Raw genomic sequence first — 23,523 nt, 5'->3', positions numbered from 1 at the left:
GACATGCAAGAGTTGGTGAACGTCGACATAGAGGACGTCTACCCGTACGAGGACGCGGAGGGCAACTCCCTGAACCCCCGCGACTTCACCACCCCCGAGAGCGCGGAGTACATCGCGCAGCTCGGCGGGCAGTTCCGCTTCAACAAGCTGAACCCCGGCCAGCCGCGCGTGAAGCCCATCCTGTACCGCGACGGGGGCATCTACTGGATCATCGACGGCGAGTGCCGCTACCGCGCCATGAGGGCCATCGGCACCAAGCGGTTCCTCGCCGAGGTCTACGACGACCTCGCCGACGCCGAGACGGCCCGCGCCGAGGCCGCGAAGGCGATGGTCGAGACGGACTGCAAGCTGAACCTCACCCCCGCGGAGATGAGCCGCGGCGTGCAGCAGATGCTCGCGCTCGACCTGCCCGACGAGGAGGTGGCCGCGGTCGCCCGCATCGAGCCCGAGAAGGTGCGCCGCGCGCGCCGCGGCGCATCGCAGGTCGCGGACGCCGCCTACGACATGACGCTCGACCGCCTCATGGCCATAGCCGAGTTCGAGGGCGACGCGGAGGCCGTGGCCAAGCTGCGCGACTGCCCCCAGAAGGACTGGCGCCGCGTCTACGAGGGGCTGGCGCGCGAGAGGGCGCACCGCGAGCGCGTGGAGGGGCTCGAGCGCGTCCTGGCCGCCGCCGGCGTGCCGCGCGTTGCCGAGGACGACGAGACCGAGCGCCGCTGCGCCGGGAACCTCTGGATCGACAGCACGACCCCCGAGAGGCTCGAGGCCGCCGTGGCGGACGCCAAGCCGACCGCCTACGACATCGACGGCAACTGGGTGGAGCTGCTGCGCGAGGAGAGCGACGAGGAGCGCGCCATGGGCGAGCGCAGGCGCGAGGAGGCCGCCGAGGCCGAGCGCGCCAGCCAACGCGCCGGCGAGCTGTGGGAGGTCGAGCGCGCCGGGATGCTCTCGTGGCTGTCCGACCGGATCGGGGACCTGAAGTCGATGCGCCGCACCGCCGTCGCGCTGAGCGACCGCGCGATGGAGTCCGTCGAGGACGTCCTCGCCGAGATGGGCGCCGAGGTCGACATGTCCCCCACCGCCGCCCTGTGCGTCATCGGCTGGGCGGCGACGTGGAAGCCGGACCGCATGTGCGCCGTGGCGCTGGCCCAGGGCCACGCCAACGCGTACCAGGTCTACGGAGAGAACCCGGCGCGGTATATCGCCCTGGCCGACGCGATGGAGGCCGACGGCTACGAGTTCGGCGAGGTCGGGCAGGCGGTCAACGAGACCCTGAGGAAGCATTTGGACGGCAAGGGCGAATAGCGCCCGCCGGGAAACAGGAGGATTGAGATGAACCAGATCGTGAAGTTCACCGACGATTCGGGGCTGGCCGTGCAAGTCACCCCCGACGACGTGCGCCGCTACATCTGCGAGAACGCGACCGAGAAGGAGGTGGGCCTGTTCCTGCAGCTGTGTCAGACGCAGCGCCTAAACCCCTTCGTCAAGGACGCCTACCTCGTGAAGTACGGCGGCGCGCCCGCGAGCATGATCACCAGCTACCAGGTGTTCAACCGCCGCGCGTGCAGGGACGCCAACTACGACGGCATCAAGAGCGGCGTCGTGGTCCTGCGAGACGGCGACGTGGTGCACAAGCGCGGGGCCGCCTGCTACAAGAAGGCGGGCGAGGAGCTCATCGGCGGATGGGCGGAGGTCCGCTTCAAGGACGGCCGCGAGACCGCCTACGCGGAGGTCGCGCTGGACGACTACAGCACCGGCAAGAGCAACTGGGCCAAGATGCCCGGCGTGATGATCGAGAAGTGCGCCAAAGCCGCGGCGTGGCGCCTCGCCTTCCCCGACACGTTCCAGGGCATGTACGCCGCCGAGGAGATGGACCAAGCGCAGCAGCCCGAGCAGGTGCGGGCGCAGGCGGAGCAGCCGGTGGACCTGCAGCCCATACGCGAGCTGTTCAAGCCGTACTGCGAGCACTTCGGAATCACGCCTGCCGAGGGCATGACCGCCGTGTGCGGTGCCGTGGGGGCCGAGGGCATGCACTCCATGACCGAGCAGCAGGCGCGCCGCGCCCGCGCCTGGATGGAGGAGGAGATGGCCGCGCCTGCGGTCGAGGCCGAATACGAGGTCGTTGACGAGGGCGAGGTGTTCTAGGTGGCCGAGATCGACGAGACGGCGCTGGCGACGCTCGAGCGCGCGGGGATCCAGCCGCGGGGCGGCTTCGCCGAATGGCTCACGCAGATGGCCGAGAGGGCGCGCCTCCAGATGGAGCAGACGCCCGTCATCGGCGAGATCGGGAACGGCGAGGACTACAAGTACTGCAAGGCGACGCTCGCGGCCTACCGCAAGGTGAAGAAGGAGGCCGAGGAGGGACGCAAGTCCATCACCTCGCAGCTCGACGCCGCCAAGAAGGCAGTCATGTCCTTCACGTCGGACAGCATCGCGCCCATCGAGGACGGGATAGAAGCCCTGTCGAAGCTCCAGCGCGAGTACGAGGACAGGGGGCGCGCCGAGAAGCGCGCCCGCCTGGAGGCCTGGTGGGAGGAGAGCTACCCGCAGCTGGCGCTCTGCACGGGCGAGGCGGCCGAGCCGCTGGTGCCGTTCTCCCGCGTGTTCGACCCAGATTGGGTGAAGCGCGTGGGCGAGCTGGGCCGCGACGACAAGGCGCGTGAGGCCATGGCGGAGCTTGCGGACGGCATCGCAGCCGCGCAGAGCGAGATCGAGGCGGCGGGGCTGGACCCCGACGTGCGCTCGCTCGCCCTGTCCCGCCTGTTCGACACGCTCGACACAAGCGGGAACATCGCGTGGGCGACGGAGCAGGCGCGCCGCCGGCGCGACCTGGAGCGCGTGCAGGCGGCCGTGGTGCCCGAGGCGGCACCCGTGGAGCCGGATCCCGAGAACGCCGCGCAGGCCGCGCATCAGGCGCCCCCTGGGGCGGTTCCGGTGCGCCGCCGCGTGACGCTCGACGTGCCGTGCGCGCCAGGGGCGGACCGCGTCCTGCTCGTGTGGGCCGACGATGACGAGGAGCTGGCGGCGGGCATCGTCGCCGTGAAGGCGGCCGGGCTGCACGGCTGCGTTGGGAAGGTGGTGTTCTGATGGGCATCAATCGAGTCAACATTTCCGGTAACCTCACCCGCGACCCCGAGCTGCGCGCAACTGCAAGTGGCACGCAGGTCCTGAGCTTCGGCGTGGCCGTCAACGACCGTCGCCGCAACCCCCAGACGGGCGAGTGGGAGGACTACCCGAACTTCGTGGACTGCACGATGTTCGGCACCCGTGCGGAGGCCGTGAGCCGCTATCTCTCGAAGGGGTCGAAGGTCGCGATCGAGGGCAAGCTCCGTTACAGCTCCTGGGAGCGTGACGGCCAGCGCCGCAGCAAGCTCGAGGTCATCGTCGATGAGATCGAGTTCATGTCCCGCGGCCAGCAGGGCGAGGCAGGCGGCTACGCCCCCGCCCCGTCTTACGGCCAGCAGGGCGGCTACGCCCCCGCGCCCGCTCCGCAGCAGGCTCCGGCGCCCATGGCCCCGGTTCCCCCCGCGGTCGACGTCTATGACGAAGACATTCCGTTTTAGGGAGGGTCCGTGAACATCCTCGATTCGATCGTCGACGGGGCCCTCGCCCTCACGAACCGCAGGGAGTCCGACGCCTTCATCGGCGCCGCCATCCGGTTCATGAGGACGGGCGAGGAGCCCTCCCTGACGGGCAACGCCGCCGCCATGTGGATAGCCGTCGCACCGGTCCTCGGCAAGAGCAGGAGCATGAGCGCGAACGGCAGCAAGGGCGGAAGCAAACAGCCAAGCAAAACCGGAAGCAAACAGCCAAGCAAAACCGAAAGCAAAACCGAAAGCAAACGCGCAACGGAACAAGTCTCCTCCCTCCCTATTCCCAATTCCCGTATCCGGGAGGAGGGGTGCGGGGAGGAGGGGCCGACCGAGGCGGAGGTCGCCGAGTACTTCGCGGCCAACTGCCTGCGCGGCGACCCTTCCGAGTTCTTCGACCACTTCGAGGCCCAGGGCTGGGTGCGCGGCAACGGGATGCCCGTCGTCGACTGGCGCGCCGTCGCACGGCAGTGGAGCCGCAAACAGGTCGAATTCGACCAGTCCAAGCCCGCCGACCTGCGGCAACCCGAGAAGCCGCTGCCCAAGGCGCAGAACGCGATCGACTGGGAGGCGGAGCTTGCGAAGCTGGAGGGAGGCGCGTGATGGCGATGGAGAGGCAGGCGGCGGCGCTGGCGGCGTTCAGGCGCGGTGTCGCCGCGGGGCGCGGTGACGTGACGCTGCTGTGGCGCTCGAACACGTGCACCCGCGCCGAGTTTGACGAGGCCGCACGCGAGGCCAAGGCGGCATCCGTCCGGCGCTACGCGGAGCAGCAGCGCCGGATGCGCGAGGACGCATGGGCCGACCGCGGCGCGGCGGGGCGGGGGTGACCGCCGTGTACGAGGACCCCACGGGCCGCCGCAACTCGAGCGGGTGCGCCGACCCCACCGCGTGGCGCGCGACCTCGCGCACGTCCGCCGAGGAGGAGGCCGTCGACCGCATGCTCGGGCTGCGGCGCATCATCTACGCGCTCGCCAAGCACGACGGCGTGTGGGTCGAGGTGCGGATGCAGGACAAGCGCACCGGCGCCCGCCTCGGGTGAGGGGGAGGCGGCGATGCTTTGCGAGACGAAGGGGACGGACGCGATGAGCCATAGGGCGAGGTTCTGCAAGAGGTGCGGCCAGCCGTTCCACGGCCACGGGCTGTGGGGCACATGCCCGGGGTGCCGGGCCGAGCTGAGGCTGAGGAGAAGGGAGCGGCGCATGGGTTTCGGTCTGCGCGACGAGGACTGGGTTGACCCGGACGACGAGCCGGAGACGGCCGTCAGGTGCGGGGACTGCCCCGATTGGGAGGAGTGCCCGTGCGGGTGCGGCAACGGGTGGTGCCGCGCGTTCGGGACGTTCACCGCGGAGGGAGAGGACTGCGATGGTTAGGGAGTTCGACGAGCGGAACTTGGCGAGGAGCCGCGAGAAGCTCGCCGCCGTCGGGCGCATCGGCGAGGAGTGCCGGGAGCGGGCGCGCCTGATAAGCGAGGGCGCCGGGGACCGCGAGATACGGGGCAGCGACCTCGGGCGGATGCACGCCCACTTCAGGGTGGCCGACGAGATAGCCGGGGCCCTGCGGTGAACGCGCGCGAGGTCGCCGGGCGCCTGCGCGCCGTCCCCGCGGGCGAGCTGAACTGGCCCGCGCTCTCGGAGGCGGTGCTGGGACACGGCGCGACGCGGGCCGAGGTGGTCGGGCGCATCGCCGAGCTGCTGGAGCGGGGCGCCAGGGCGGAGCGCGAGGTTGAGCGCCTGCGGGCGATGGTCGACGCGATGGACCTCAGCCGGGCGACACATCGCCGAACATAGCCGTGCGGTCATCCTCCGCCGCACGGGGCACTGGGGAGCCGTCCTTCGGGGCGGCTTCCCGCTTTTCGCGGCGGGGGCGCGATTGATTGGAGGTGGCGCTTGGACGCCGACGAGCCGCTGGCGAACCCGCGCCACGAGACATACTGCCGCGAGCGCGTGGCCGGCAAGACGCAGCGGCAGGCGATGCTCGCCGCGTACCCGGACCGCGCGCGCTGGAAGCCGGAGACGGTGGACAACAAGGCGTGCAAGCTGGAGGCGACGGATGAGGTCAAGGCTAGGATTACCGCCCTCAAGCGCATCGCGGCCGAGCGCGCGACGACGACCCGCGCAAACGTGCTCGCGGGCATGAGCGAGACCTTCGAGGCGGGCGTGGAGCGCGTCCGCAAGGCAGGAGAGGGCAAGCCGCTCGACTACGTGGCCGTCAACGCCGTGACGCAGCTGGGCAAGACGCTGCTGGACGCGCTTCCCGAGGAGCGGGCCGAGCAGCGCGGCGAGTTCACGCGCGACTTCGCTCTGCTGATCGGGCGGGACTTCTTCCGCCCGCACATGCTCATGGCCACGGGCGCGCAGACCGAGTTCTGGTGCAAGGGCGGGCGCGGCTCGCTCAAGAGCTCGTGGGCGTCCATCGAGCTGGTGCGCCACATCGAGGACAACCCCGGCGAGCACGCCGCCGCCGTCATGAAGCGCAAGAACAGCCTGCGCGACGCGGTGTACGCGCAGGTGGTCTGGGCCATACACCAGCTGGAGCTGGACGACGAGTACGAGATGCCCGTCTCCACGCTCAAGATACGCAAGAAGTCCACCGGGCAGGTCATCTTCTTCGCCGGATGCGACGACCCGCACAAGAGCAAGGGCCTCAAGCCCCCGTTCGGCTTCATCGGCTTCCTGTGGTTCGAGGAGTGCGACCAGTTCAAGGGCATGTCCGAGCTGCGAACCGTGCGCCAGTCCGCCGCGCGAGGCGGCGAGCGCGCCATCGTGGTCTACACCTACAACCCGCCGCGCACCCGGGACAACTGGGCGAACAAGGAGGCCGACCGCCGCCGCGACGCGGGGCAGGAGGTGTTCGACAGCTGCTACACCGACGCGCCGCCCGAGTGGCTCGGCGCTCAGTTCATAGCCGACGCGGAAGACCTCAGGCAGACCGACGAGCAGGCGTACCGCCACGAGTACCTGGGCGAGCCCGTCGGCTACGGCGGGCAGATATTCGACCGCGTCGAGTTCCGCGAGGTGACGGACGCCGAGATAGCGTCCTTCGAGCGCGTCCACGCGGGGCAGGACTTCGGCTGGTTCCCCGACCCCTGGGCGCTCACCCTCTCGGAGTGGCAGCCCGGCGAGCACCGCGTGGTGACCTTCTACGAGGACGGCGGGTGCAAGCTGCAGCCCCCGGAGACGGCCGAGCGCGTCAAGCGGGCCCTCACGTGGCCCGACCGCGAGGGGGCCGAGCCGGCCTACCACCGCCTGCGCGTGCTGTCCGACGACGCCTCGCCCGACCGCATCCAGGCGCAGAGGGACGAGGGCGTGGACGCGCGCGCCGCCGGCAAGGGCGGGCTGCGCGACATGAGCTACCGCTTCCTGCAGTCCGTGCACTGGGTCATCGACCCCGCGCGGTGCCCCAACCTCGCCCGCGAGGTGCGCGCCGCCGAGTTCGAGATGGACCCGGCCACGGGCGAGTACTCGGGCGACTACCCCGACGGGAACGACCACTGGATAGACGCCACGCGCTACGCCCTCATGGACGTGGTCACCAAGCGCGGGGCCTACAAGAACGCCGCGAGAAAGGTCTAGGCATGGCAGACAACGAGTTCAGCATCCCGGCGTGCGCGCGGGACGAGATCAGGCGGCGCGGCTACGCGCTGCCGCCGGACATGAGCGGCCACATCGAGCGGTGGTACGGCTGGTACACCGGGGACTGCGACTGGTACGAGGAGCGGTACGCGGGCGTGGACGGCCGCGCGCACAAGCGCCGCAAGCTGTCCCTGCGACCGGCGCGCCGCGTGTGCCGCGAGTGGGCCAGCCTCATCGCCAACGAGATGGGCGCGCGCACGGACAGCCCGCGCGCGAACGAGTGGCTGCGCCGCTACTGCGATGAGTCGGGCCTGTTCACGCTCTTCCAGCGCGGCGTCGAGCGCGCCTTCGCCATGGGCACGGGCGCCATGGCGCTGTGGTTCGACGTGCGCGACGGGGGCGCGTCCATCCGCGTGCGCCGCTACGACGCGAAGATGGTCGTCCCGCTCACGTGGGACGAGGACGGCACCACGGAGTGCGCCTTCTGCACCCGCGTCACGGCGGGCGGCAAGCAGGCGGTGCAGCTTCAGATGCACGTGCTGGACGGCGGGACGTACCACGTGGTGACCAAGGTGTGGCGGGACGGCGGGGAGCTGGCCCCCGAGGCGCTGGGCATCATCGAGGACTTCGACACGGCGTGCGAGACGCCCACCTTCTGCCTGCTCTCCCCCGCCATCGACAACGCCCTGCAGGACACGAGCCCCTACGGCGTGTCCGTGTTCGAGGACGCCGTGGGCGCCATGAAGGTGCTCGACACCGCGTGGACGGCGCTCTACGACGAGACCGACCTCATGCGCGCGGTGCTCATGCTCCCCGACTCCATGATCGACGTGCGGCAGGCGGGAACGGACGGCAAGACGCGCCCCGTGCCCTTCGGCGACCAGGAGCAGCGCCTGTACCGCCTCACGTCCTCCGGCATCGGCGAGGAGGGCAAGCCCTACGCCTTCGCTCCCGCCATGCGCACCTCGTCCATCTACGAGACCTACGCAGCCGCCTGCGCCGCGCTGGGCGACGAGTGCGGATTCGGTTCGCAGTACTTCCAGCCGGACAAGGCGGGCGGGCTCAAGACCGCCACGGAGGTGAGCGCGGACAACTCCGCCCTCATGCGCAACATCCGCAACCACGAGAACGCGCTCGGCAAGGGGCTGGGGCGCCTGCTCACCTCGCTCGCAGAGTGCGCCCGCATCCACTGCGGCGCGGACGTCGAGGAGGGCGCGGAGCCCGTCGAGGTCGTGTGGGACGACTCCATCATCACCGACACGCAGGCCGAGAAGCAGCAGATGCTGGCCGAGATAGCGGCGGGCGTGGTGCCGAAGTGGATGTACCTCGAGAAGTTCTACGGCCTGAGCGAGGACGAGGCGCGGCTGCTCATGCCCGAGCAGGCCGTCATGGACGTCGGGTTCTAGCCATGCTGGACCCGGACTACCTCGACCGCGCGGGGGACATGGTGGCGGCGGTGTACGGCGAGATCGAGGCCGACATGCTCGCCCACCTGTGCCGACTGCTCCTAGACAAGGGCGCGGAGGGGCTCGGGCAGCGCGGCACCACCGCGCTCAACCTGCTCGCTCAGTCCGCCGCCCCGCAGCTCATGGCGTTCATCGAGAGGCACCGCGAGGACGCGAACCGCGCCGTGCTCCGCACCGTCGAGGACGCGCTGGGGCGCAGCGACCGCAGCGACCTCGGGCGCATGCCGAAGGACGCGAGGGACGCAGCCGGGCGCACGCTCCCCCGGCAGGTCGAGCTGACCGCGCGCGGCATCGCCGAGATCCTCGCGCGCGACAACGTGGACATGGCGCAGGGCGCGCTGTCGCTCTGGAACCGCTGCGTCGCGGAGGCCGCCGCGAAGGTGAACACCGGCGCGGAGACCGCCGAGCGGGCGATACACCGGGCCGTGCGCCGCATGATGCGCGAGGGCATCTCCACGATCGCCTACCGCGACGCCGAGACGGGGCGGCAGACCGTCGTGAACCGCATCGACGTGGCCGTGCGCCGCCACGTGCGCACCCAGATAGCGCAGGACGGCATGCGCCGCACCCTCGACGTGTGCGGGGGCGCGGGCATCAGGCTCGTGGAGGTATCGAGCCACGGCGGGGCGCGGCCGAGCCATGCCAAGTGGCAGGGGCGCGTCTACTCGCTCGACGGGGACGTGGAGATCGACGGCGTGCGCTACCGCGACTTCTACCGCGAGACGGGCTACGGCAAGGTGGACGGGCTGGGCGGCGCGAACTGCCGCCACAGCTTCGGGCCGTGGATACCGGGAACGCCGCGCATGTACTCCCCGAACCCCGGCCATCCCAGCGGACTGCCCTCCGACGAGGTGTACAGGCTCACGCAGGGGCAGCGCAGGCGCGAGCGCGACATCCGCCAGACCAAGCGCGAGCTGGCGGGCGCGCAGCTGATCGCCGACAAGGACGCGAGCATGGCGAACATCGCCGAGGTCGAGAAGCTGAAGGCCAAGCTGCGCGGGCAGCAGGAGGGCATGAGGCGCTACATCGAAGAGGCCAACCGCAAGGGCAAGGCGGCGGTGCTCCAACGCTCACCAAACCGCGAGTGGGCCGGCGACATGCCGCGCATCCGCAAGACGGACGCGAGCCGCCGCACCATGAGGGAGTTCATGGACGGGGACGGCGTGAGGCGGGCGCTCAAGGCGCGGGGCATGGACAAGAATGATGCCAGGCTCGCCCTCTCCGCCGAACTCGAGGCCGAGGGCATCCCCGAGCAAAGCTGGAGGTATCTGAGCGGGGGCAGGCAGCGCAGCCTGTTCAAGAAGGCGGTCAACTCGGGCGCGATCAGCCAGCCGATGGGGGCGGGGCGCAAGCGGGCGGAGGCGCACGCCAAGCGTTACTACGAGGAGCTCGCGAACCGAGACCGCGCATCGACCATCGCCAAGATCGCGGAGGCGTCCGGCATGGACGCAACCGAGGCGGAACGCGCCTTCATGCACCTGTTCGTCGAGGAGCACGACCTCGCCGACGGCCATAGGAAATTCGACCCGGACTACTACATGGCTCAGTCCATCCAGCGGCTCATAGACACGGGCCGCCCTCTGCCGCACGACCTCGTCCTGTTCAGGCACGAGGCGCTGGAGGCGCGGTACATGGCCGAGGGCATGACGCAGGGGCAGGCCCACGACAAGGCGAACGAGCTGTATAATTACCAGAAGATGCTCAAGGAGTGGATTGATGGAAAGGAGGCAGCCTGATGCTCGAATACCGACGAATCGGAGGCAGCGACGATAATCCGGAATACGAATACCTCATCGAGGGCAAGCCCGAGGAGACCGGGCGCATCTCCTTCGACGTCTCGATCCAAGACGGCGTGATGCTCGACCACAACGATGAGACGTGGTACCAGCTTTATGCATGCAAGCTGATCAGCTGCCTCGACCGCCAGATGAGCGTGAACGGCGCACTGTTGGAATCCGGCACCTACATGTGGTACTGACCTCAGGGGGAAATAAATGGCACTCGATATCACCGCCAAGATCACCTGCGACATGTGCGGCCGCACCGAGGAGCGCCCGCTGCGCGAGTCCATGAGGCACGGCAGGCTCTCTTCCGACGCTCCGTCGCTCGTCCGGGAGTTCCCCCACTGGCAGCTGCTCGGCCGCGACGGCCAGCCCGTGACCGACGACCGCGTGGCGAACGGGCGCATCCTGTGCGAGGGCTGTGCGCGGCGCTACCGTGAGACGCTCGAACGCCAGCGCCGAGAGGTCGACGAGCTGTTCTCGTAGCTGCGAAACGACTGCGAAACGACTGCGAAGGCCGCCCCACCGGGCGGCCTTTCTTCTTCCATTAGGCAATAAGTCCCTTTTTCTTCCGAGCGGCTTCCTTTACGTATGCCAGGTCCTCGCGGTCATCTGGATAGAGTTCTGCGTACCGATCGTAATCCTCCTCACCGAGGAAACAGCTCCACGAGTTCGGGAGCGCCATGTCGACGAGACCGTCGAACTTGTAATCGCCATCAGGTTCCAAGGCACGCATTATCGAAACGTACAGCTCCAGGCTCGGCTTCTGCCTCCCGCTCTCTACTTTATAGAGCGTCTCCTTTGAGACGGGATATCCGACCAGCTCGGTTATCACAGCGGCGAGGTCTTCTGCGCGCCTGAACCCCGCCTGCTGCCGCTTATGGCGAATAAGCGCGCCGAGCAAGCCGAAGTCTATGATCTCCCTGTCGTTCTTCTCTGGCATGACCGTCCTCCATTGTCTCGTTAAGACAAATATACAACATCTCCGTTATCTATTGACATACACTTACAGAAGTGTATTCTACGAATTAGTCATATATTGGATTGTTTAGACAAATAGGAGGTGAATCATGCCAACCGTAGAGCAGAAGCTTTTCCCTGACGGGATACCCGCGTACCTGAACCTCAGCGCCTTCGCCAAGCTGCTCGGGGTCTCCCGAACGCAGGCGATGCACATCGTGAACAGCAGGCCGGACATGACCGTGGTGCTTCCCACCATGAGCGAGAGGCGCATACGCTCGGAATTGTATTTCGAGTTAATTGGAAAGAAGTAGGGCACCTGTAAGACGACCAAATCAGCCAGGTGCCCCATCGACCGGGGCGATGCCCCAGAAAGGAGTATCCAGATGGATACCTCCGACATCATACCATTTACCAGCGAGCAGTTCGGCACCGTCCGCACCATCGAAGAAGACGGCAGGGTCATATTCTGCGGCAAGGACGTTGCCGCCGCGCTCGGCTATGCAAAGCCGAATAACGCCCTGAACGCGCACTGCAAGGGTGATGCCCTGATTCGGGGTATCACCGACAACCTCGGGCGCGAGCAGCAAGCGCGTTTCATCACCGAGGGAGACCTTTACCGTCTGATCGCGTCCTCGAAGCTCCCAAGCGCCCAGCAATTCGAGTCCTGGGTCTTCGACGAGGTGCTCCCCTCCATCCGCAAGCGGGGCGGCTACATGGCCGCGCGCGAGGACGAGACGCCCGAGCAGATCATGGCGCGTGCACTCATGCTCGCCAAGGACACCATGGACCGCCAGAAGCGCGAGATAGACGAGCTGCGCCCCAAGGCACTGTTCGCGGACGCGGTGGCCGCCTCGGACGGGACGTGCCTCGTGGGCGAGCTCGCCAAGATGCTCACCCAGTCCGGTTTCCAGATCGGGCAGAACCGGCTTTTCGCGCTGCTGCGGGAGGAGGGCTACCTCGGCAAGTCGGGCAGCAACCGCAACGTGCCGATACAGCGGTACGTCGAGCAGGGGCTGTTCCGCATCAAGGAGACGGCCATCACCCACTCGGACGGCCACGTGACCCTCACCCGCACCACGAAGGTTACGGGCAAGGGCCAGGCCTACTTCATGGCGCGCTACTGCGGGGAGGCGGCGTGATGGACGAGGCGGCGCTCAGGCGCCGCGACGCCATCGACATCGTGAAGGGCTGCGCGTGCCTCGCCGCGCACGCCTCCGCCTCGCTCGAATCGAGCGTCCACGCCTACGAGGAGCAGGCCCAGGCGATCATCGCCGCCGAGCTCCACCGCGCGGCGATGATGCTCGAGGAGTGCGAGCGATAAAGCGATATGGAGGAGAGCCGCCCCACGGGGCGGCTTTTTCATGGCGCGTTTCCTGCGCCATCGCCAGTAGCACAGGAAAACCGCGCCATGGCCCCGCCCGGCGACACCATCGGTACCTTCTCCATGTCGCCCGGGCATGCGCAAAAGGCCCACCTGTCCCGCCCAGTGAAGGGCGCAAACAAACGCTAGGTAAGGAGAAGGACATGGCAAACGAGAGCAACACCCAGACCGAACCCCAGGGCACCGACCCGCAGACCGACCCCAAGCAGGGAGAGGGCGCGCAGGGCGGCACCGAGGGCGACCCGAAGCCCGCAGCCGAAGGCCAAGGCGGCGGCGAGGGCGAGGTCGAGGACAAGCACGGCCAGCCCGGCATCAACCGCGAGAAGTACCAGCGCGACATCGAGGCCAAGGACAAGCAGATCGCGGAGCTGCAGGCGCAGCTCGACGAGAAGTCCAAGACCGAGGAGGGCCGCGCGGCGCTCAAGGCGGAGCTGGACAAGCTCAAGGCCGACATGGCCGACGAGCGCACCGACCACAAGCTCGAGCTCGCGGGCTGCCTCAACGCGAAGGCGGCCAAGGCCCTGCTCGGCGATTACGACGGCGACGTGGCCAAGCTCAAGGATGCCTGCCCCTATCTGTTCGGCACCGAGAAGAAGACCGGCTCCACCGGGCTCAAGCCCGAGGGCGGCGCCGGCGACCTCGACGACAAGCTGGACAAGGCGTTCGGCATCAAGAAGTAAGGAGACGACATGCCCAACAACCTCGGCAGCACCATCACCAAGTTCACGACCCGACTCGACAAGGTCATCGAGCAGGCCACGCTCACCAACGACCTGAGCGTCAACGGCGACCTCGTCGGCGAGGTCTCCCGCACCGGCGAGGTGAAGATCGCGAAGATCGCCATGCAGGGCCTCGCCAACTACGACCGCGCCAAGGGCTTCACCGCCGGAGACGTGACGCTCGACTGGGAGACCCTGAAGCTGGAGTACGACCGCGGCCGCGAGTTCTCCATCGACTACCTCGACGACGAGGAGCACATGCTGCTCGTGTCCGCGAACGTCATGAACGAGTTCGCCCGCACCAAGGTCGTGCCCGAGATCGACGCCATCCGCTTCGCGCGCCTGGCGCAGAAGGCCGGCCAGAAGGCGTCCGCGAACCTCGACACCCCGGAGGCCGCGCTCGAAGCCGTGCTCGCGGCGGAGGAGCACATGGAGAACATGGGCGTGGCCCTCTCCGAGTGCGTGCTCTACCTCACCCCGGCGATGAAGACGCTCCTGCGCAAGGCGCAGAGCTGGCGCATCGACAACGGCACGGGCAACGTGTCCACGGACATCCAGACCTTCGACGGCATGAAGATGCGCACCGTCCCGCAGGGCCGCTTCTACGACTCCATCACCCTCCAGACCGAGGGCGACGGCGGCTACAAGAAAACCGACTCCACGGGCAAGGACCTCAACTTCCTCGTCGTGCACCCCTCCGCCGCGCAGGCCATCCAGAAGCACGAGAAGCTGCGCTACTTCGCCCCCGACACCAACCAGGAGAAGGACGCGCACAAGTGGCAGTACCGCGTGCACCACGACCTGCTCGTGCTGGACAACCGCAAGCCGCTCATCTACGCGCACACCAAGGCGGCCGCGGCGGCGCGCGCCAAGAAGGCCTAGCGTGGCCGCGCCGGAGGTCACATACGCCTTCTACCGCGACGAGTGGCACGGGACCCTCGGCGAGGACGCGTTCGGCGCGTCCCTGCCGAGGGCGCTCGCCGTCGTGCGCGACCGCGTGCTCCCGGCAGACCCCGCCGAAGACCCAGACGCCTACAGCCGCGCCGCGTGCGCGGCGGTGGACGTCGACGCGGCCTACGGCGGGAGCGCCGCGGCGATCGCGTCGGTCACCACGGGCACCGTCTCCATGGGCTTCGGGGACGGCTCCTCGCGGCGTTCCGACATGGTCCGCGCGGTCGATGCCGAGCTGGCGGGCACGCCGCTCGCGTTCAAGGGGCTGGGGTGAGAGCCGTGCGCATACCGCCCATCCCCGCGTTCATGCGCCGCGAGGCGCTGACCATCGAGCGGCAGACCGAGGAGGGGCTCGCCGCCCCCGTGGACGTGCCGCGCTGCCGCATCGACCGCGGCGCGGCGCTCGCGCCCAACGACTACCAGCTGACCGCCGGGTGCTCGGCGCGCGTCTTCATCGACGCGACCGAGTACGCTGGCGGCATCGCCGAGGGAGACATCATCGGCTTCGACGGCGAGCGCCACGCGGCGGCCCGCGTGCAGCGGTGCGACCACCCGGACGGCACGCCGCACCACTGGGAGGTGGACGTGCAGTGAGCAAGGCGGGGTGCGAGGTCAAGGTGGACCTGTTCGGCATCGAGCGACGGTTCTCCGCCGCCCAGCTCGAGGCCAAGCAGGCCGCGTTCGCCAAGCGCGTCGCGTTCGAGATGCGCGACTACGTGCCGTTGGACGAGGGGACGCTGCGCGACTCCGAGCCGCTGGCGAGCGACTACGAGAACGGCCGCATCGAGTGGCAGGCCCCGTACGCCCAGCGCGTCCACGACCTGCCGCAATCGAGCATCCGCAAGGCGAAGAACCCCAACGCCCGCTCCCACTGGCCCGAGGAGGCCAAGAAGGAACGGCTGGGGGCATGGCAGCAGTTCGCCGAGAAGCTGATGGAGGAATGACATGAGCGAGGCGCTGGACATCTGCGAGGTGGCGGCGCGGGCGCTGCGCGACGGCGGCATCGACGCCAAGGCGCGGCCCCTGTCCGCCATCGACAAGAAGGACGGCACGGTGGTGCGCCTCATGCCGTCCGTGACGCGGCGCACCTACATGGACGGCACCCGCCTGCTCGACTGCTACCTGCAGGTGGTGTCCAAGGCGCTCGACGAGTACGAGCCCATGGGCACCTGCGAGCGGGCCGCGCGCATCCTCGAGGCCGCCGACTTGTCGAGCGGGAACGGCTCGTACGAGATCGTCGGGCTCGCCGAGCAGGACGGCGACATCGAGCGGGTCGCCATAGGCACCGACATGCGCCACGTGTGGGCCGTCCGCATCGTGGCCAAGATCATCAGGCAATAGAAGGGAGCCAGACATGGCAAAGAGCGACCTGGGCTTCGCGCGCAACTACGCGAACGCCCTCGAGGTGAACACGACCCCCGAGGCGGCGGCCCCCACGTGGGCCATCCTCTCGCGCGGCATCACCTCCATCACCCCGTCCCCGAACGAGGGCACCGAGGACAAGGACTACTACGACGGGTACGGCACGCCCACCACGGACGTGACGAGCACCCAGATCCAGTACGAGGTCGAGGGCGACCGCTGCTACGGAGACCCGGCCCAGGACTACATCGCGTCCTGCGCCCTGGAGACCGGCGAGGGGCGCAGGACGCAGTTCCGCCACACCGCCGCCAACGGCGACGTCATCGAGGGCGACTGCACGCTGCTCAACCTCACGCCGAACTCCGGCCAGGGCGAGGCGTCCGCGCTCGGCGCCTTCTCCTGCACCATCGCGACCGCGGGAGCGCCCGCCTTCAAGCCGGGCGGCAAGCTGAAGCTGCCCGAGCAGGTGACCGCCGAGGCGGTCACCGTGAATGTCGGCGGGACCAAGGCCATCGCGGCGGAGGTCACCCCGGCGGAGGCGAACGGGAAGTGCTTCTACGCGTCCGGCGACACCGACGTCGCCACCGTCGACTCCGACGGCACGGTGCACGGCGTCAAGGACGGGTCCTGCAAGGTGACCGTGCGAGCCGCCTCCAAGCCGTCGGTCATGTGCGAGGTCGAGGTGACCGTGAGCGCCGCCTAGCCGGGCGACACCTCCCATAACCTCCATCGAGGGGGCGCGGGCAAGTGAGCGGCCCGCGCCCCTTTTCCATGCCTAGCTCACGGGCGGAGAAAGGAAAGCGAAATGGAGATCCTGCGGCTGGCGAGGCCCTTTGAGGACGTCTACTTCGAGGACCCCGAGGACAACCCGGACACCCCGCGGTTCCGCGTCTACTTCGACGACGCGAGCATCGAGGCGATGCTCGCCAAGGTGTCGAACGCCATCGACCGCGCGCAATCGCTTAATCGCAAGCTCGACCAGGCGCAGACCGACGAGCAGCGCGCCGAGATCACTCAGACGATGGTGCACCTAGAGAAGCGCGTCATCGTCACCTTCATCGGCACGGACGGCTACGACCGCCTGCTCTCGTGGATGGGCGACGGCGAACCCATAGACCCGGCGAAGCACACGAGCGTGCTCGGCGAGGTCATGGCATCGTTCCTGATGCTCCTCGGCCGCAAGGCGACCAACGAGCAGCTGCGCCGATGCGGCCTGTACTTCTCGCAGGAGAGCGCGCAAACCAAGGCGTTCCTGCAGGAGCAGCGCAAGCAGCAGCCCAAGCGGGGCGGGCAGTTCAGCGAGGCGCAGGGCGGCAAGTCCGGCAAGAAGCGCCGGAAGTGAACGCCTGCGGCCTGACATCGCGGCGCGTCGCCCTCGACGGGGGCGGCAGCGCGACCCCCTACCCGTGGAACGGCGAGGAGGTGCTGGTGCGCGACGACGCGCTCACCGTGCTGCGCTGCATCGCGCTGCTGCAGGACGAGCGCGCCGCGCCGGAAGAGAAGAGCGGGGAGTTCATCCCGCTCTTCTTCGCCGACCCGGGAGACGCCTTCACGGCTTGCGACTACGACCCGGCCGACCTCGGCAGGCTCATAGAGGCCGCCGTGTGGGACGTGTGCGGGCTCGACCTCAGGGGGGACAAGCCCCACGAGGACCCGCTGTGGGACCCCGTGGAGGACGCGGCGTACATCCGCATCAGCTTCCGCGCGGAGTACGGCATCGACTGGGACGCCGTCCGCGGGGAGATAGGATTCGCCGAGTTCGTGGCGCTCGTCGGCGGCTGCTCCATGGACACGCCCCTCGGGCGCGCCATCCACTACCGCAACCCCAAGACCAAGCCCAAGCCGACGAAGCACAACAAGAAGGAGATCGAGGAGTGGGAGCGCCTGCACAGGGCGTTCGCCCTCAAACAAGGCCGTAGCTCACGCGGCGCGAACGAAGGGACAGATGCGGCGATGCGGGACGCGTTCGCCGCCCTCAAGCGTGCAGCGAGGTGAGCATGGACGGCTCCGTAGTCATCAAGGCGGTGCTCGACACCGCGAACATCCCGAAGCAGGTCGGGAAGCTCAACAGCTCCCTCAAGGAGGTCACCTGGGAGGGCATCAAGGAGGGGGACGCGGCGGCGCAGAAGCTGTCCGGCTCCCTCAAGTCGGCGGGCACCGCCTGCACCGTCGGCCTCACCGCGCCGATCGTGGCGGCTGGGACGGCCGCGTTCGGCACCGCGTCGAGCTACGAGCAGGCCACCGCGCGCATACAGTCCGCCCTCGGGCTCACCGCCGAGGAGGCGGAGCGCCTGGGCGACGTGGGCGAGGCAATCTACGAGGACGGGTTCGGCGAGTCGCTCGACCTGGTCGACGACGCCCTCGTCAAGGTCAGGCAGAGTATCGGGGACCTTGACGACGCCGACCTCTCCTACATCACGCAGTCCGTGCTCACGCTCTCCGACACCCTGGACATGGACGTCGGCGAGAGCGTGCGCGGCGTCAACGCCCTCATGGACGGCTTCGGGCTGTCCGCGACCGACGCCATGGACCTGTTCGTGGCCGGCGCGCAGGACGGCCTCAACTACACTGACGAGCTGGGAGACAACCTCGCGGAATACGGGCCGCGCTTCGCCCAGATGGGCTTCTCGGCGCAGGAATACTTCTCCATCCTCAAGGCGGGCACCGAGAGCGGCGCATACAACCTCGACAAGGTGAACGACTTCCTCAACGAGTTCCAGACCTCGCTCGTTGACGGTCGCATGGACGAGAGCATCGGGCGGTTCAGCGAATCCACCCAGCAGCTCTTCGAGGCGTGGAAGACCGGAGGCGCGACCGGGCAGCAGGTGTTCGAGGCCGTGCTGGGCGAACTCGCGAAGATGCCCGACGGGTTCGACAAGGCGAACCTCGCATCGACGCTGTGGTCGAGTCTCGGCGAGGACAACGCGCTGGGCATGATAACGAGCCTCGCGGGCGTCGAGAACAAGTACGGGGACGTCGCCGGGGCGGCGCAGGAGGCGGCAGACAGCGCCTCAGACAGCTTCGCGGGCAAGGCGGCGTCCGCCATGCGCGAGCTGCAGGGCGCCATAGAGCCGCTGGGGCAGCCCCTCCTCAACATCGCAACCAACGTGGCGGGTGTGGTGAAGTCGTTTGGCGAGTGGTTCGACGGCATCGGGGAGGGCGGCCAGATGGCCGTGCTCGCCATCGCCGGCATCCTCGCCGCCATCGGCCCGGTGCTGTCCGTGGCCGGCAACCTAGTGGGAGTCATCCCCGCGATCACCGCCGCGCTCGGCGGCATCGGCACCGGCGCGGCCGCCGGATTCGGCGGCGTGCTCGCCGCGGCCGCGCCCGTGGTCGCCATCATCGGCGCGCTCGCCGCGCTGTTCAAGTGCCTGTGGGACACGAACGAGGGCTTCCGCAGCGCGGTCACCGAGGCATGGAACCAGATCGCGGCGGTGCTCGGAGAGTGCTGGGCGGCCATCCAGCCCGTGCTCCAGGGGTTCGTGGACGGCCTCATGGGCATCTTCAGCGCCGTGGCGCAGGTCGTGGCTCAAGTGGTCGAGGCGGTGCTGCCCGTCGTGGTACCCATCCTCACGACGCTCCTGCAGGTCGCCACCACCGTGTTCACCGGGATCCTCACGACGGTGACCGCGGTCATGAACGCGGTGTCCGAGGTCATCAACGGCGCGTGGAACGTCATCAGCGGGATATTCCAGACCGTGCTCGGACTCATCATAGGCATCGTCACCGGCGACTTCTCGATGATGCAGGACGGCATCAGCTCGGTCATGAGCGGCATACAGGGCGTCATCTCCGGAATCTGGAACGCCATCAGCGGCATCGTGTCCGGCGTGCTCGGCACCATCTCCGGCGTGGTCTCCACGGTGTGGAACGCGATAAGCAGCACGATCGGCGGGGTGCTCGACGGAATCTTCAGCAAGGTGTCCGGGGTCTTCAACAGGGTCAAGGACACGGTCTCGAGCGTGTTCAGCTCCATCAGGAACACGGCGTCCAACATCTGGAACGGCATCAGGGACACCATCGGCAACGCGATAAACGGCGCGAAGGACACCGTCTCGAACGTCATCAACGCAATCAAGGGGTTCTTCAACTTCAAGTTCTCGTGGCCGCACATCCCGCTGCCCCATATCAGGTATTCGCTCATAGAGGTGCCGCTCCTCGGCAAGATACCGAACCCGGCGACCCTGTCCATCAGCTGGTACGCCAAGGGCGGCGTCTTCAACGGGCCGAGCGTCATCGGCGTCGGCGAGGACGGCCCCGAGGGCGTCGTGCCGTTCAACAAGCGAGGGGCCGCGCCGCTCGCAGAGGGCATCGCGGAGCAGCTCGAGAAGCTGGGCGGCGGAGCTGGCGGCGACACGCATGTGACCATCAACGTGTACGCGACCGTGCGGGAGGAGGCGGACATCCGCAAGCTCTCGCGCGAGATCGCCAAGGAGATCAAGAGGACGCAGCTGAGGCAGGGGGCGTACGCGTGATATACAACGGCTTCGACTTCTCGCCGTGGTTCACCACGAGGCTCATGACGCGCTCGCTGCTGCCCGGGTACGCGATCGAGACGCAGGACATCCCCTACCGGGCGGGCGAGCGGTTCATGCGCGCCAAGCTCAAGCCGCTCGTCATCAAGGTGCGGGCGGAGTGGAGGGCGCGCCCCTCCGACGACATGGCCGCACTCCGCCGCACGATGGCCGCCAGGCTGCTATGCCTCAAGGAGGCCCCGCTCCACCTGGACGACGAGCGGCACCTCGGGCTCTACTACATGGCCGTGCTGACATCCCCCGGGGAGCTGGACAACCTCTGGCACACGGGCGGCGCGGAGCTTGAGTTCACGGCCTACGACCCCATAGCGTACGGCGCGACGAGACGCGGCGCCGTGGGGTACAGCACCGCGCTGTCCGTGGGCGGCACGAGCGAGACGCGCCCGGTCATCGCGTGCAAGCCGGGCGGCTCCGCGAGCTTCCTCAAGCTCACAAACATGGACACGGGAGAGTTCGTGCAGATCAACGAATCGCTCACCTCCTCCTCGGAAGTGGTCATCGACATGACCAAGGAGCAGGTGACGGTCGGAGGGCAGAACCACGCCGTGACCTACGAGAGCGACTTCTTCGCGCTGCAGCCCGGGCGCAACAACCTGCGGCTATCCAGCGGCACGGGAACCATCGAATGGACTGAAAGGCACATAGGCTGATGCGGCTCTGGGTGACGGACAGATGGGAGAACTTCAAAGGCCCCATCAAGACGCTCTTCGAGTGCGTGGACACGCGCGAGGTGAACGGCGAGAACGCGCTGTCCATCTCGTGCCTCGCCGCGCTCGACAAGGGCGACCGCATCGTGTGGCAGGACAAGAAGGGCCGCTGGCGCGAGAACATCGTGGACGGCGTGACCGAGACCCGCGCACGCGCCGGCATCGTCTACAGCTACTACTGCCCCAGCTCGGCGCAGGTCGAGCTGTCCGGCGACTACCTCGAGGACAAGCGCCCGCTGAACACCACGGCGAGCGTGGCCATGGCGTCCGCGCTGTCCGAGAGCCGCTGGACGGTCGGGTCCGTCGCGGACCTCGGGCAGGGCGGGACGAACTTCTACCACACCAACGCGTGGCAGGCCGTCCACGACGTGGCGGACACATGGGGCGGGGAGCTCGAGTTCGAGGTCGGCGTGTCGGGCAGCGAGGTGACCTCCCGCCGCGTCCACCTGCGCGAGCGAGTGGGCGCGGACACCGGCAAGCGGTTCACCTACACCAAGGACCTCGCGAGCGTGACGCGCGAGGTGGACGAGGGAAACGTCGTGACCGCGCTCTACGGTTACGGCAAGGCGCCGGAGAGCACCGACGAGGACGGGAACCTCACCGGGGGCTACCAGCGCAAGCTGACCTTCGGCGACGTCAACGGCGGGAAGAACTGGGTCGGCGACGCCGACGCGCTCGCCCGATGGGGCAGGCCGGACGGCAGGGGCGGCAGGACCCATGTCTTCGGCGACGTCGAGTTCGAGGACTGCGAGGACGCGCGCGAGCTGCTCTCGCTCACCAGGGGGGAGCTGAAGGGCCGCTGCACGCCGAAGGCCTCCTACGAGGTGGACGCCGTCTCGCTCGCCCGCGCCGGCGAGGGCTTCGAGGGCGCGGACGAGGGCGACACCGTCCTCGTGATCGACAAGGTGTACGACCCGCCGCTGCGCGTGCAGGCCCGCATCACGAAGGTCGAGGAGGACCAGCTGACCGAGGGCGGGGCGACCTACACCATCGGCAACTTCCAGACCGTCGGCGAGGTCATGGCCGCGCAGAGGTCGAGCATCTCCAAGGCGACCTCCAGCCTGCGCCAGACCATCACCGAGGCCGTCAACGCGTCGAACGCCGCGTCCTCCACCAAGTGGGGCGAGAACCTCGCCGACGCCAAGAAGTACCTCGAGGCGTTCACCAGCGACGGCGTGGCGGGCGCGAAGGACTACACCGAGCAGATCGCCGGGGAGCTCGACGCCGCCCTCAAGGAGTACGCCGCGAACGGGGACAAGACGCTCGAGGAGCTGCTGAAGAAGTACACCGACGACGGCATCCTCAATCTCGACGAGGTGCTGCGCCTCTACACGCAGACCTCCATCGAGCAGAGCGAGGCCGCGCTCAAGGCGATCGACGAGGCGAACAAGAAGTACCTCCTGAGCATCACCGACGCGCTCGACAAGTCCCTCGACGCGGCGACCGGCGCCATCGACGCGCTGCAGGCGCAGCTCGACAAGGTGCCGACCGACATCCAGGAGCAGATCATCGGGATGCTCAACGCCGAGCTCAACACGACCGGCGGCTGGGTGTACGAGGAGCCCGGCAAGGGCATCATGGTCTACGACAGGAAGCCCGCCTCGGCGACGAAATGCGTGAAGATCGGCGGCGGTGCCATCGGCGTGGCGAACACCAAGGACTCGTCCGGCAACTGGGTGTTCAGCACCGCCATAAACGGCGACGGCATCGTGGCGAACAGGCTGACCGGGCGCATCCTCGTCGGGGACAACAGCTACCTCGACCTCGAGAGCGGCACGGTCTACCTGCGCAGCGGCAACATCCTCATCACCGACAGCAACGGAAACAAGGTCTACATCAACGCGACCAGCGGCTTCCAGGTGCGCGACAAGAACAACGCCATCATCGCCGGCACCGTCATCATGGCCGACGGCACGGCGATGTTCCGCTGCAACATGGTGGGCACGTCCTCGACCAACTACATCACGACGGGCACGACCGCAAACGGGCGGCCCGGCGCGTCGTTCATCAACGGGGACGCGAACTACTTCGAGGTGGAGGCGCTGCACGCATCGGACGATCCCTCGAAGGCGACCAAGGCGTGCGGACTCTCGGTGCTGGACTACGGGTTCCTCACCGCCAACCGGTACTACCGGCAGGCATGGCTCACGCCGCCCGTCTACAAGGGCTTCATGAGCCATCCCCCGCAGGAGCTCTACCTGCGCGCCGCCGGGAGCGAAGACGGCGGATCGGGCTTCGTGGCCCTTCGGGACAGCCCGGATGACCAGATCTACATAGACGATGACAGGCTCGACATAGACAGCACCGGGACGGCCCGCATCAGGGCACCGCAATTCGCCGTCGGGACCGATCCGAACAAAGGCGGGACCTACGGGATAACCGGCTCGAGAAAAGTCGTGACATCCGTCTACAACGGCAGCGACGGCCGACTCCACTGGACGTTCGGAACCGTGAACTTCATCAACGGCATCTGCACCAGCTGGCCGACAGATTAGG

At 68.2% G+C, this 23,523-nt stretch carries 31 protein-coding genes; 30 read left to right on the top strand and 1 reads right to left on the bottom strand.

Annotation, left to right across the window (positions count from 1 at the left end; all coding sequences use genetic code 11):
* The first annotated feature begins 3 nt into the window (after nucleotides 1–3).
* The 15 genes from LK434_RS10360 (at nucleotide 4) to LK434_RS10290 (ending at nucleotide 10,895) form a co-directional block, all read left to right on the top strand.
* Nucleotides 4–1,305, top strand: a complete 1,302-nt coding sequence (locus tag LK434_RS10360) for a hypothetical protein (RefSeq protein ID WP_227917756.1) — start codon at nucleotides 4–6, stop codon at nucleotides 1,303–1,305.
* A gap of 27 nt (nucleotides 1,306–1,332) precedes the next feature.
* A complete protein-coding gene (bet, locus tag LK434_RS10355) occupies nucleotides 1,333–2,145 on the top strand; it encodes a phage recombination protein Bet (protein ID WP_006720782.1) in 813 nt (270 codons plus the stop codon).
* The gene (locus tag LK434_RS10350; RefSeq protein ID WP_227917755.1) at nucleotides 2,146–3,087 is read left to right on the top strand and encodes a hypothetical protein; all 942 of its coding nucleotides are present in this window, start codon (nucleotides 2,146–2,148) and stop codon (nucleotides 3,085–3,087) included.
* Nucleotides 3,087–3,563 (top strand): single-stranded DNA-binding protein, encoded by a 477-nt coding sequence (locus LK434_RS10345; RefSeq protein ID WP_006720779.1) that lies wholly within the window; start codon nucleotides 3,087–3,089, stop codon nucleotides 3,561–3,563. The genes LK434_RS10350 and LK434_RS10345 overlap by 1 nt, the downstream gene beginning before the upstream one ends.
* 9 nt (nucleotides 3,564–3,572) lie before the next feature.
* Nucleotides 3,573–4,193, top strand: coding sequence for a hypothetical protein (locus tag LK434_RS10340; RefSeq protein WP_006720778.1), 621 nt, complete (start codon nucleotides 3,573–3,575; stop codon nucleotides 4,191–4,193).
* On the top strand, nucleotides 4,193–4,417 hold the full coding sequence (locus LK434_RS10335; RefSeq protein WP_227917754.1) for a hypothetical protein: 225 nt from the start codon (nucleotides 4,193–4,195) through the stop codon (nucleotides 4,415–4,417). Before LK434_RS10340 ends, LK434_RS10335 begins: the two co-directional genes overlap by 1 nt.
* Nucleotides 4,414–4,629 (top strand): hypothetical protein, encoded by a 216-nt coding sequence (locus LK434_RS10330; protein ID WP_227917753.1) that lies wholly within the window; start codon nucleotides 4,414–4,416, stop codon nucleotides 4,627–4,629. Before LK434_RS10335 ends, LK434_RS10330 begins: the two co-directional genes overlap by 4 nt.
* A 160-nt stretch (nucleotides 4,630–4,789) precedes the next feature.
* Nucleotides 4,790–4,960, top strand: a complete 171-nt coding sequence (locus tag LK434_RS10325) for a hypothetical protein (protein WP_156777703.1) — start codon at nucleotides 4,790–4,792, stop codon at nucleotides 4,958–4,960.
* Complete coding sequence (locus LK434_RS10320; protein ID WP_006722167.1) at nucleotides 4,953–5,153, top strand: hypothetical protein; 201 nt, start codon at nucleotides 4,953–4,955, stop codon at nucleotides 5,151–5,153. Before LK434_RS10325 ends, LK434_RS10320 begins: the two co-directional genes overlap by 8 nt.
* Entirely contained in the window at nucleotides 5,150–5,377 is a 228-nt protein-coding gene (locus tag LK434_RS10315; RefSeq protein WP_227917752.1) for a hypothetical protein, read from the top strand. Before LK434_RS10320 ends, LK434_RS10315 begins: the two co-directional genes overlap by 4 nt.
* A 99-nt stretch (nucleotides 5,378–5,476) precedes the next feature.
* Nucleotides 5,477–7,162, top strand: coding sequence for a PBSX family phage terminase large subunit (locus tag LK434_RS10310; RefSeq protein ID WP_006720775.1), 1,686 nt, complete (start codon nucleotides 5,477–5,479; stop codon nucleotides 7,160–7,162).
* A gap of 2 nt (nucleotides 7,163–7,164) precedes the next feature.
* The gene (locus LK434_RS10305) at nucleotides 7,165–8,568 is read left to right on the top strand and encodes a phage portal protein (RefSeq protein ID WP_006720774.1); all 1,404 of its coding nucleotides are present in this window, start codon (nucleotides 7,165–7,167) and stop codon (nucleotides 8,566–8,568) included.
* Nucleotides 8,569–8,570: 2 nt separating this feature from the next.
* Complete coding sequence (locus tag LK434_RS10300; protein WP_227917751.1) at nucleotides 8,571–10,364, top strand: phage minor capsid protein; 1,794 nt, start codon at nucleotides 8,571–8,573, stop codon at nucleotides 10,362–10,364.
* Nucleotides 10,364–10,606: a hypothetical protein gene (locus LK434_RS10295; RefSeq protein ID WP_006720771.1), complete on the top strand. Its 243-nt coding sequence runs from the start codon at nucleotides 10,364–10,366 to the stop codon at nucleotides 10,604–10,606. The genes LK434_RS10300 and LK434_RS10295 overlap by 1 nt, the downstream gene beginning before the upstream one ends.
* Before the next feature lie 16 nt (nucleotides 10,607–10,622).
* A complete protein-coding gene (locus LK434_RS10290; protein WP_006720770.1) occupies nucleotides 10,623–10,895 on the top strand; it encodes a hypothetical protein in 273 nt (90 codons plus the stop codon).
* Nucleotides 10,896–10,956: 61 nt separating this feature from the next.
* Here LK434_RS10290 and LK434_RS10285 read toward each other — a convergent pair whose 3' ends face one another.
* Complete coding sequence (locus LK434_RS10285; RefSeq protein WP_006720769.1) at nucleotides 10,957–11,352, bottom strand: helix-turn-helix domain-containing protein; 396 nt, start codon at nucleotides 11,350–11,352, stop codon at nucleotides 10,957–10,959.
* A 127-nt stretch (nucleotides 11,353–11,479) separates the two neighbouring features.
* Between LK434_RS10285 and LK434_RS10280 the strand changes: the two genes are divergently transcribed.
* The 15 genes from LK434_RS10280 (at nucleotide 11,480) to LK434_RS10210 (ending at nucleotide 23,522) form a co-directional block, all read left to right on the top strand.
* Entirely contained in the window at nucleotides 11,480–11,683 is a 204-nt protein-coding gene (locus tag LK434_RS10280) for a hypothetical protein (protein ID WP_006720768.1), read from the top strand.
* A gap of 72 nt (nucleotides 11,684–11,755) precedes the next feature.
* Nucleotides 11,756–12,511, top strand: coding sequence for a phage antirepressor KilAC domain-containing protein (locus LK434_RS10275; protein ID WP_006720767.1), 756 nt, complete (start codon nucleotides 11,756–11,758; stop codon nucleotides 12,509–12,511).
* A complete protein-coding gene (locus LK434_RS10270; protein ID WP_148334527.1) occupies nucleotides 12,508–12,693 on the top strand; it encodes a hypothetical protein in 186 nt (61 codons plus the stop codon). The genes LK434_RS10275 and LK434_RS10270 overlap by 4 nt, the downstream gene beginning before the upstream one ends.
* A gap of 203 nt (nucleotides 12,694–12,896) precedes the next feature.
* The gene (locus LK434_RS10265; protein ID WP_006720764.1) at nucleotides 12,897–13,433 is read left to right on the top strand and encodes an MCP four helix bundle domain-containing protein; all 537 of its coding nucleotides are present in this window, start codon (nucleotides 12,897–12,899) and stop codon (nucleotides 13,431–13,433) included.
* A gap of 9 nt (nucleotides 13,434–13,442) precedes the next feature.
* Nucleotides 13,443–14,354, top strand: coding sequence for a hypothetical protein (locus LK434_RS10260; RefSeq protein WP_006720763.1), 912 nt, complete (start codon nucleotides 13,443–13,445; stop codon nucleotides 14,352–14,354).
* A 1-nt stretch (nucleotide 14,355) separates the two neighbouring features.
* Entirely contained in the window at nucleotides 14,356–14,697 is a 342-nt protein-coding gene (locus tag LK434_RS10255) for a hypothetical protein (protein WP_006720762.1), read from the top strand.
* On the top strand, nucleotides 14,694–15,017 hold the full coding sequence (locus tag LK434_RS10250) for a hypothetical protein (RefSeq protein ID WP_040360912.1): 324 nt from the start codon (nucleotides 14,694–14,696) through the stop codon (nucleotides 15,015–15,017). The genes LK434_RS10255 and LK434_RS10250 overlap by 4 nt, the downstream gene beginning before the upstream one ends.
* On the top strand, nucleotides 15,014–15,367 hold the full coding sequence (locus tag LK434_RS10245; RefSeq protein ID WP_006720760.1) for a minor capsid protein: 354 nt from the start codon (nucleotides 15,014–15,016) through the stop codon (nucleotides 15,365–15,367). Before LK434_RS10250 ends, LK434_RS10245 begins: the two co-directional genes overlap by 4 nt.
* 1 nt (nucleotide 15,368) lies before the next feature.
* Nucleotides 15,369–15,764, top strand: coding sequence for a hypothetical protein (locus LK434_RS10240; RefSeq protein ID WP_006720759.1), 396 nt, complete (start codon nucleotides 15,369–15,371; stop codon nucleotides 15,762–15,764).
* Nucleotides 15,765–15,777: 13 nt separating this feature from the next.
* A complete protein-coding gene (locus LK434_RS10235; RefSeq protein WP_006720758.1) occupies nucleotides 15,778–16,488 on the top strand; it encodes a phage tail tube protein in 711 nt (236 codons plus the stop codon).
* Between the two features lie 102 nt (nucleotides 16,489–16,590).
* Nucleotides 16,591–17,127, top strand: coding sequence for a hypothetical protein (locus LK434_RS10230; RefSeq protein WP_006720757.1), 537 nt, complete (start codon nucleotides 16,591–16,593; stop codon nucleotides 17,125–17,127).
* Complete coding sequence (locus LK434_RS10225) at nucleotides 17,124–17,780, top strand: Gp15 family bacteriophage protein (protein WP_006720756.1); 657 nt, start codon at nucleotides 17,124–17,126, stop codon at nucleotides 17,778–17,780. The genes LK434_RS10230 and LK434_RS10225 overlap by 4 nt, the downstream gene beginning before the upstream one ends.
* Nucleotides 17,781–17,782: 2 nt before the next feature.
* Nucleotides 17,783–20,260 carry a phage tail tape measure protein gene (locus LK434_RS10220; RefSeq protein ID WP_227917750.1) on the top strand — a complete coding sequence of 826 codons (2,478 nt, stop codon included), beginning with the start codon at nucleotides 17,783–17,785 and terminating at the stop codon, nucleotides 20,258–20,260.
* On the top strand, nucleotides 20,257–20,970 hold the full coding sequence (locus tag LK434_RS10215; RefSeq protein ID WP_006720753.1) for a distal tail protein Dit: 714 nt from the start codon (nucleotides 20,257–20,259) through the stop codon (nucleotides 20,968–20,970). The genes LK434_RS10220 and LK434_RS10215 overlap by 4 nt, the downstream gene beginning before the upstream one ends.
* Entirely contained in the window at nucleotides 20,970–23,522 is a 2,553-nt protein-coding gene (locus LK434_RS10210; RefSeq protein WP_006720752.1) for a phage tail spike protein, read from the top strand. The genes LK434_RS10215 and LK434_RS10210 overlap by 1 nt, the downstream gene beginning before the upstream one ends.
* Nucleotide 23,523 lies beyond the last annotated feature (1 nt).

It is taken from the genome of Collinsella stercoris DSM 13279 (genome assembly GCF_020735465.1).
Lineage (GTDB): Bacteria > Actinomycetota > Coriobacteriia > Coriobacteriales > Coriobacteriaceae > Collinsella > Collinsella stercoris.
The sequence above is the reverse complement of the archived record's forward strand: the minus strand, read 5'-3'. Positions and strand labels throughout refer to the sequence as shown.

Bases quoted from the DNA above. Each gene is read 5' to 3' on its own strand.
- LK434_RS10325 (WP_156777703.1), top strand. From the start codon at position 4,790: ATGGGTTTCGGTCTGCGCGACGAGGACTGGGTTGACCCGGACGACGAG.
- LK434_RS10285 (WP_006720769.1), bottom strand. From the start codon at position 11,352: ATGCCAGAGAAGAACGACAGGGAGATCATAGACTTCGGCTTGCTCGGC.
- LK434_RS10305 (WP_006720774.1), top strand. From the start codon at position 7,165: ATGGCAGACAACGAGTTCAGCATCCCGGCGTGCGCGCGGGACGAGATC.
- LK434_RS10210 (WP_006720752.1), top strand. From the start codon at position 20,970: ATGCGGCTCTGGGTGACGGACAGATGGGAGAACTTCAAAGGCCCCATC.
- LK434_RS10220 (WP_227917750.1), top strand. From the start codon at position 17,783: ATGGACGGCTCCGTAGTCATCAAGGCGGTGCTCGACACCGCGAACATC.
- LK434_RS10360 (WP_227917756.1), top strand. From the start codon at position 4: ATGCAAGAGTTGGTGAACGTCGACATAGAGGACGTCTACCCGTACGAG.
- LK434_RS10235 (WP_006720758.1), top strand. From the start codon at position 15,778: ATGGCAAAGAGCGACCTGGGCTTCGCGCGCAACTACGCGAACGCCCTC.
- LK434_RS10240 (WP_006720759.1), top strand. From the start codon at position 15,369: ATGAGCGAGGCGCTGGACATCTGCGAGGTGGCGGCGCGGGCGCTGCGC.
- LK434_RS10265 (WP_006720764.1), top strand. From the start codon at position 12,897: ATGGCAAACGAGAGCAACACCCAGACCGAACCCCAGGGCACCGACCCG.
- LK434_RS10320 (WP_006722167.1), top strand. From the start codon at position 4,953: ATGGTTAGGGAGTTCGACGAGCGGAACTTGGCGAGGAGCCGCGAGAAG.
- LK434_RS10290 (WP_006720770.1), top strand. From the start codon at position 10,623: ATGGCACTCGATATCACCGCCAAGATCACCTGCGACATGTGCGGCCGC.
- LK434_RS10280 (WP_006720768.1), top strand. From the start codon at position 11,480: ATGCCAACCGTAGAGCAGAAGCTTTTCCCTGACGGGATACCCGCGTAC.
- LK434_RS10295 (WP_006720771.1), top strand. From the start codon at position 10,364: ATGCTCGAATACCGACGAATCGGAGGCAGCGACGATAATCCGGAATAC.
- bet (WP_006720782.1), top strand. From the start codon at position 1,333: ATGAACCAGATCGTGAAGTTCACCGACGATTCGGGGCTGGCCGTGCAA.
- LK434_RS10275 (WP_006720767.1), top strand. From the start codon at position 11,756: ATGGATACCTCCGACATCATACCATTTACCAGCGAGCAGTTCGGCACC.
- LK434_RS10335 (WP_227917754.1), top strand. From the start codon at position 4,193: ATGGCGATGGAGAGGCAGGCGGCGGCGCTGGCGGCGTTCAGGCGCGGT.
- LK434_RS10260 (WP_006720763.1), top strand. From the start codon at position 13,443: ATGCCCAACAACCTCGGCAGCACCATCACCAAGTTCACGACCCGACTC.
- LK434_RS10300 (WP_227917751.1), top strand. From the start codon at position 8,571: ATGCTGGACCCGGACTACCTCGACCGCGCGGGGGACATGGTGGCGGCG.
- LK434_RS10345 (WP_006720779.1), top strand. From the start codon at position 3,087: ATGGGCATCAATCGAGTCAACATTTCCGGTAACCTCACCCGCGACCCC.
- LK434_RS10230 (WP_006720757.1), top strand. From the start codon at position 16,591: ATGGAGATCCTGCGGCTGGCGAGGCCCTTTGAGGACGTCTACTTCGAG.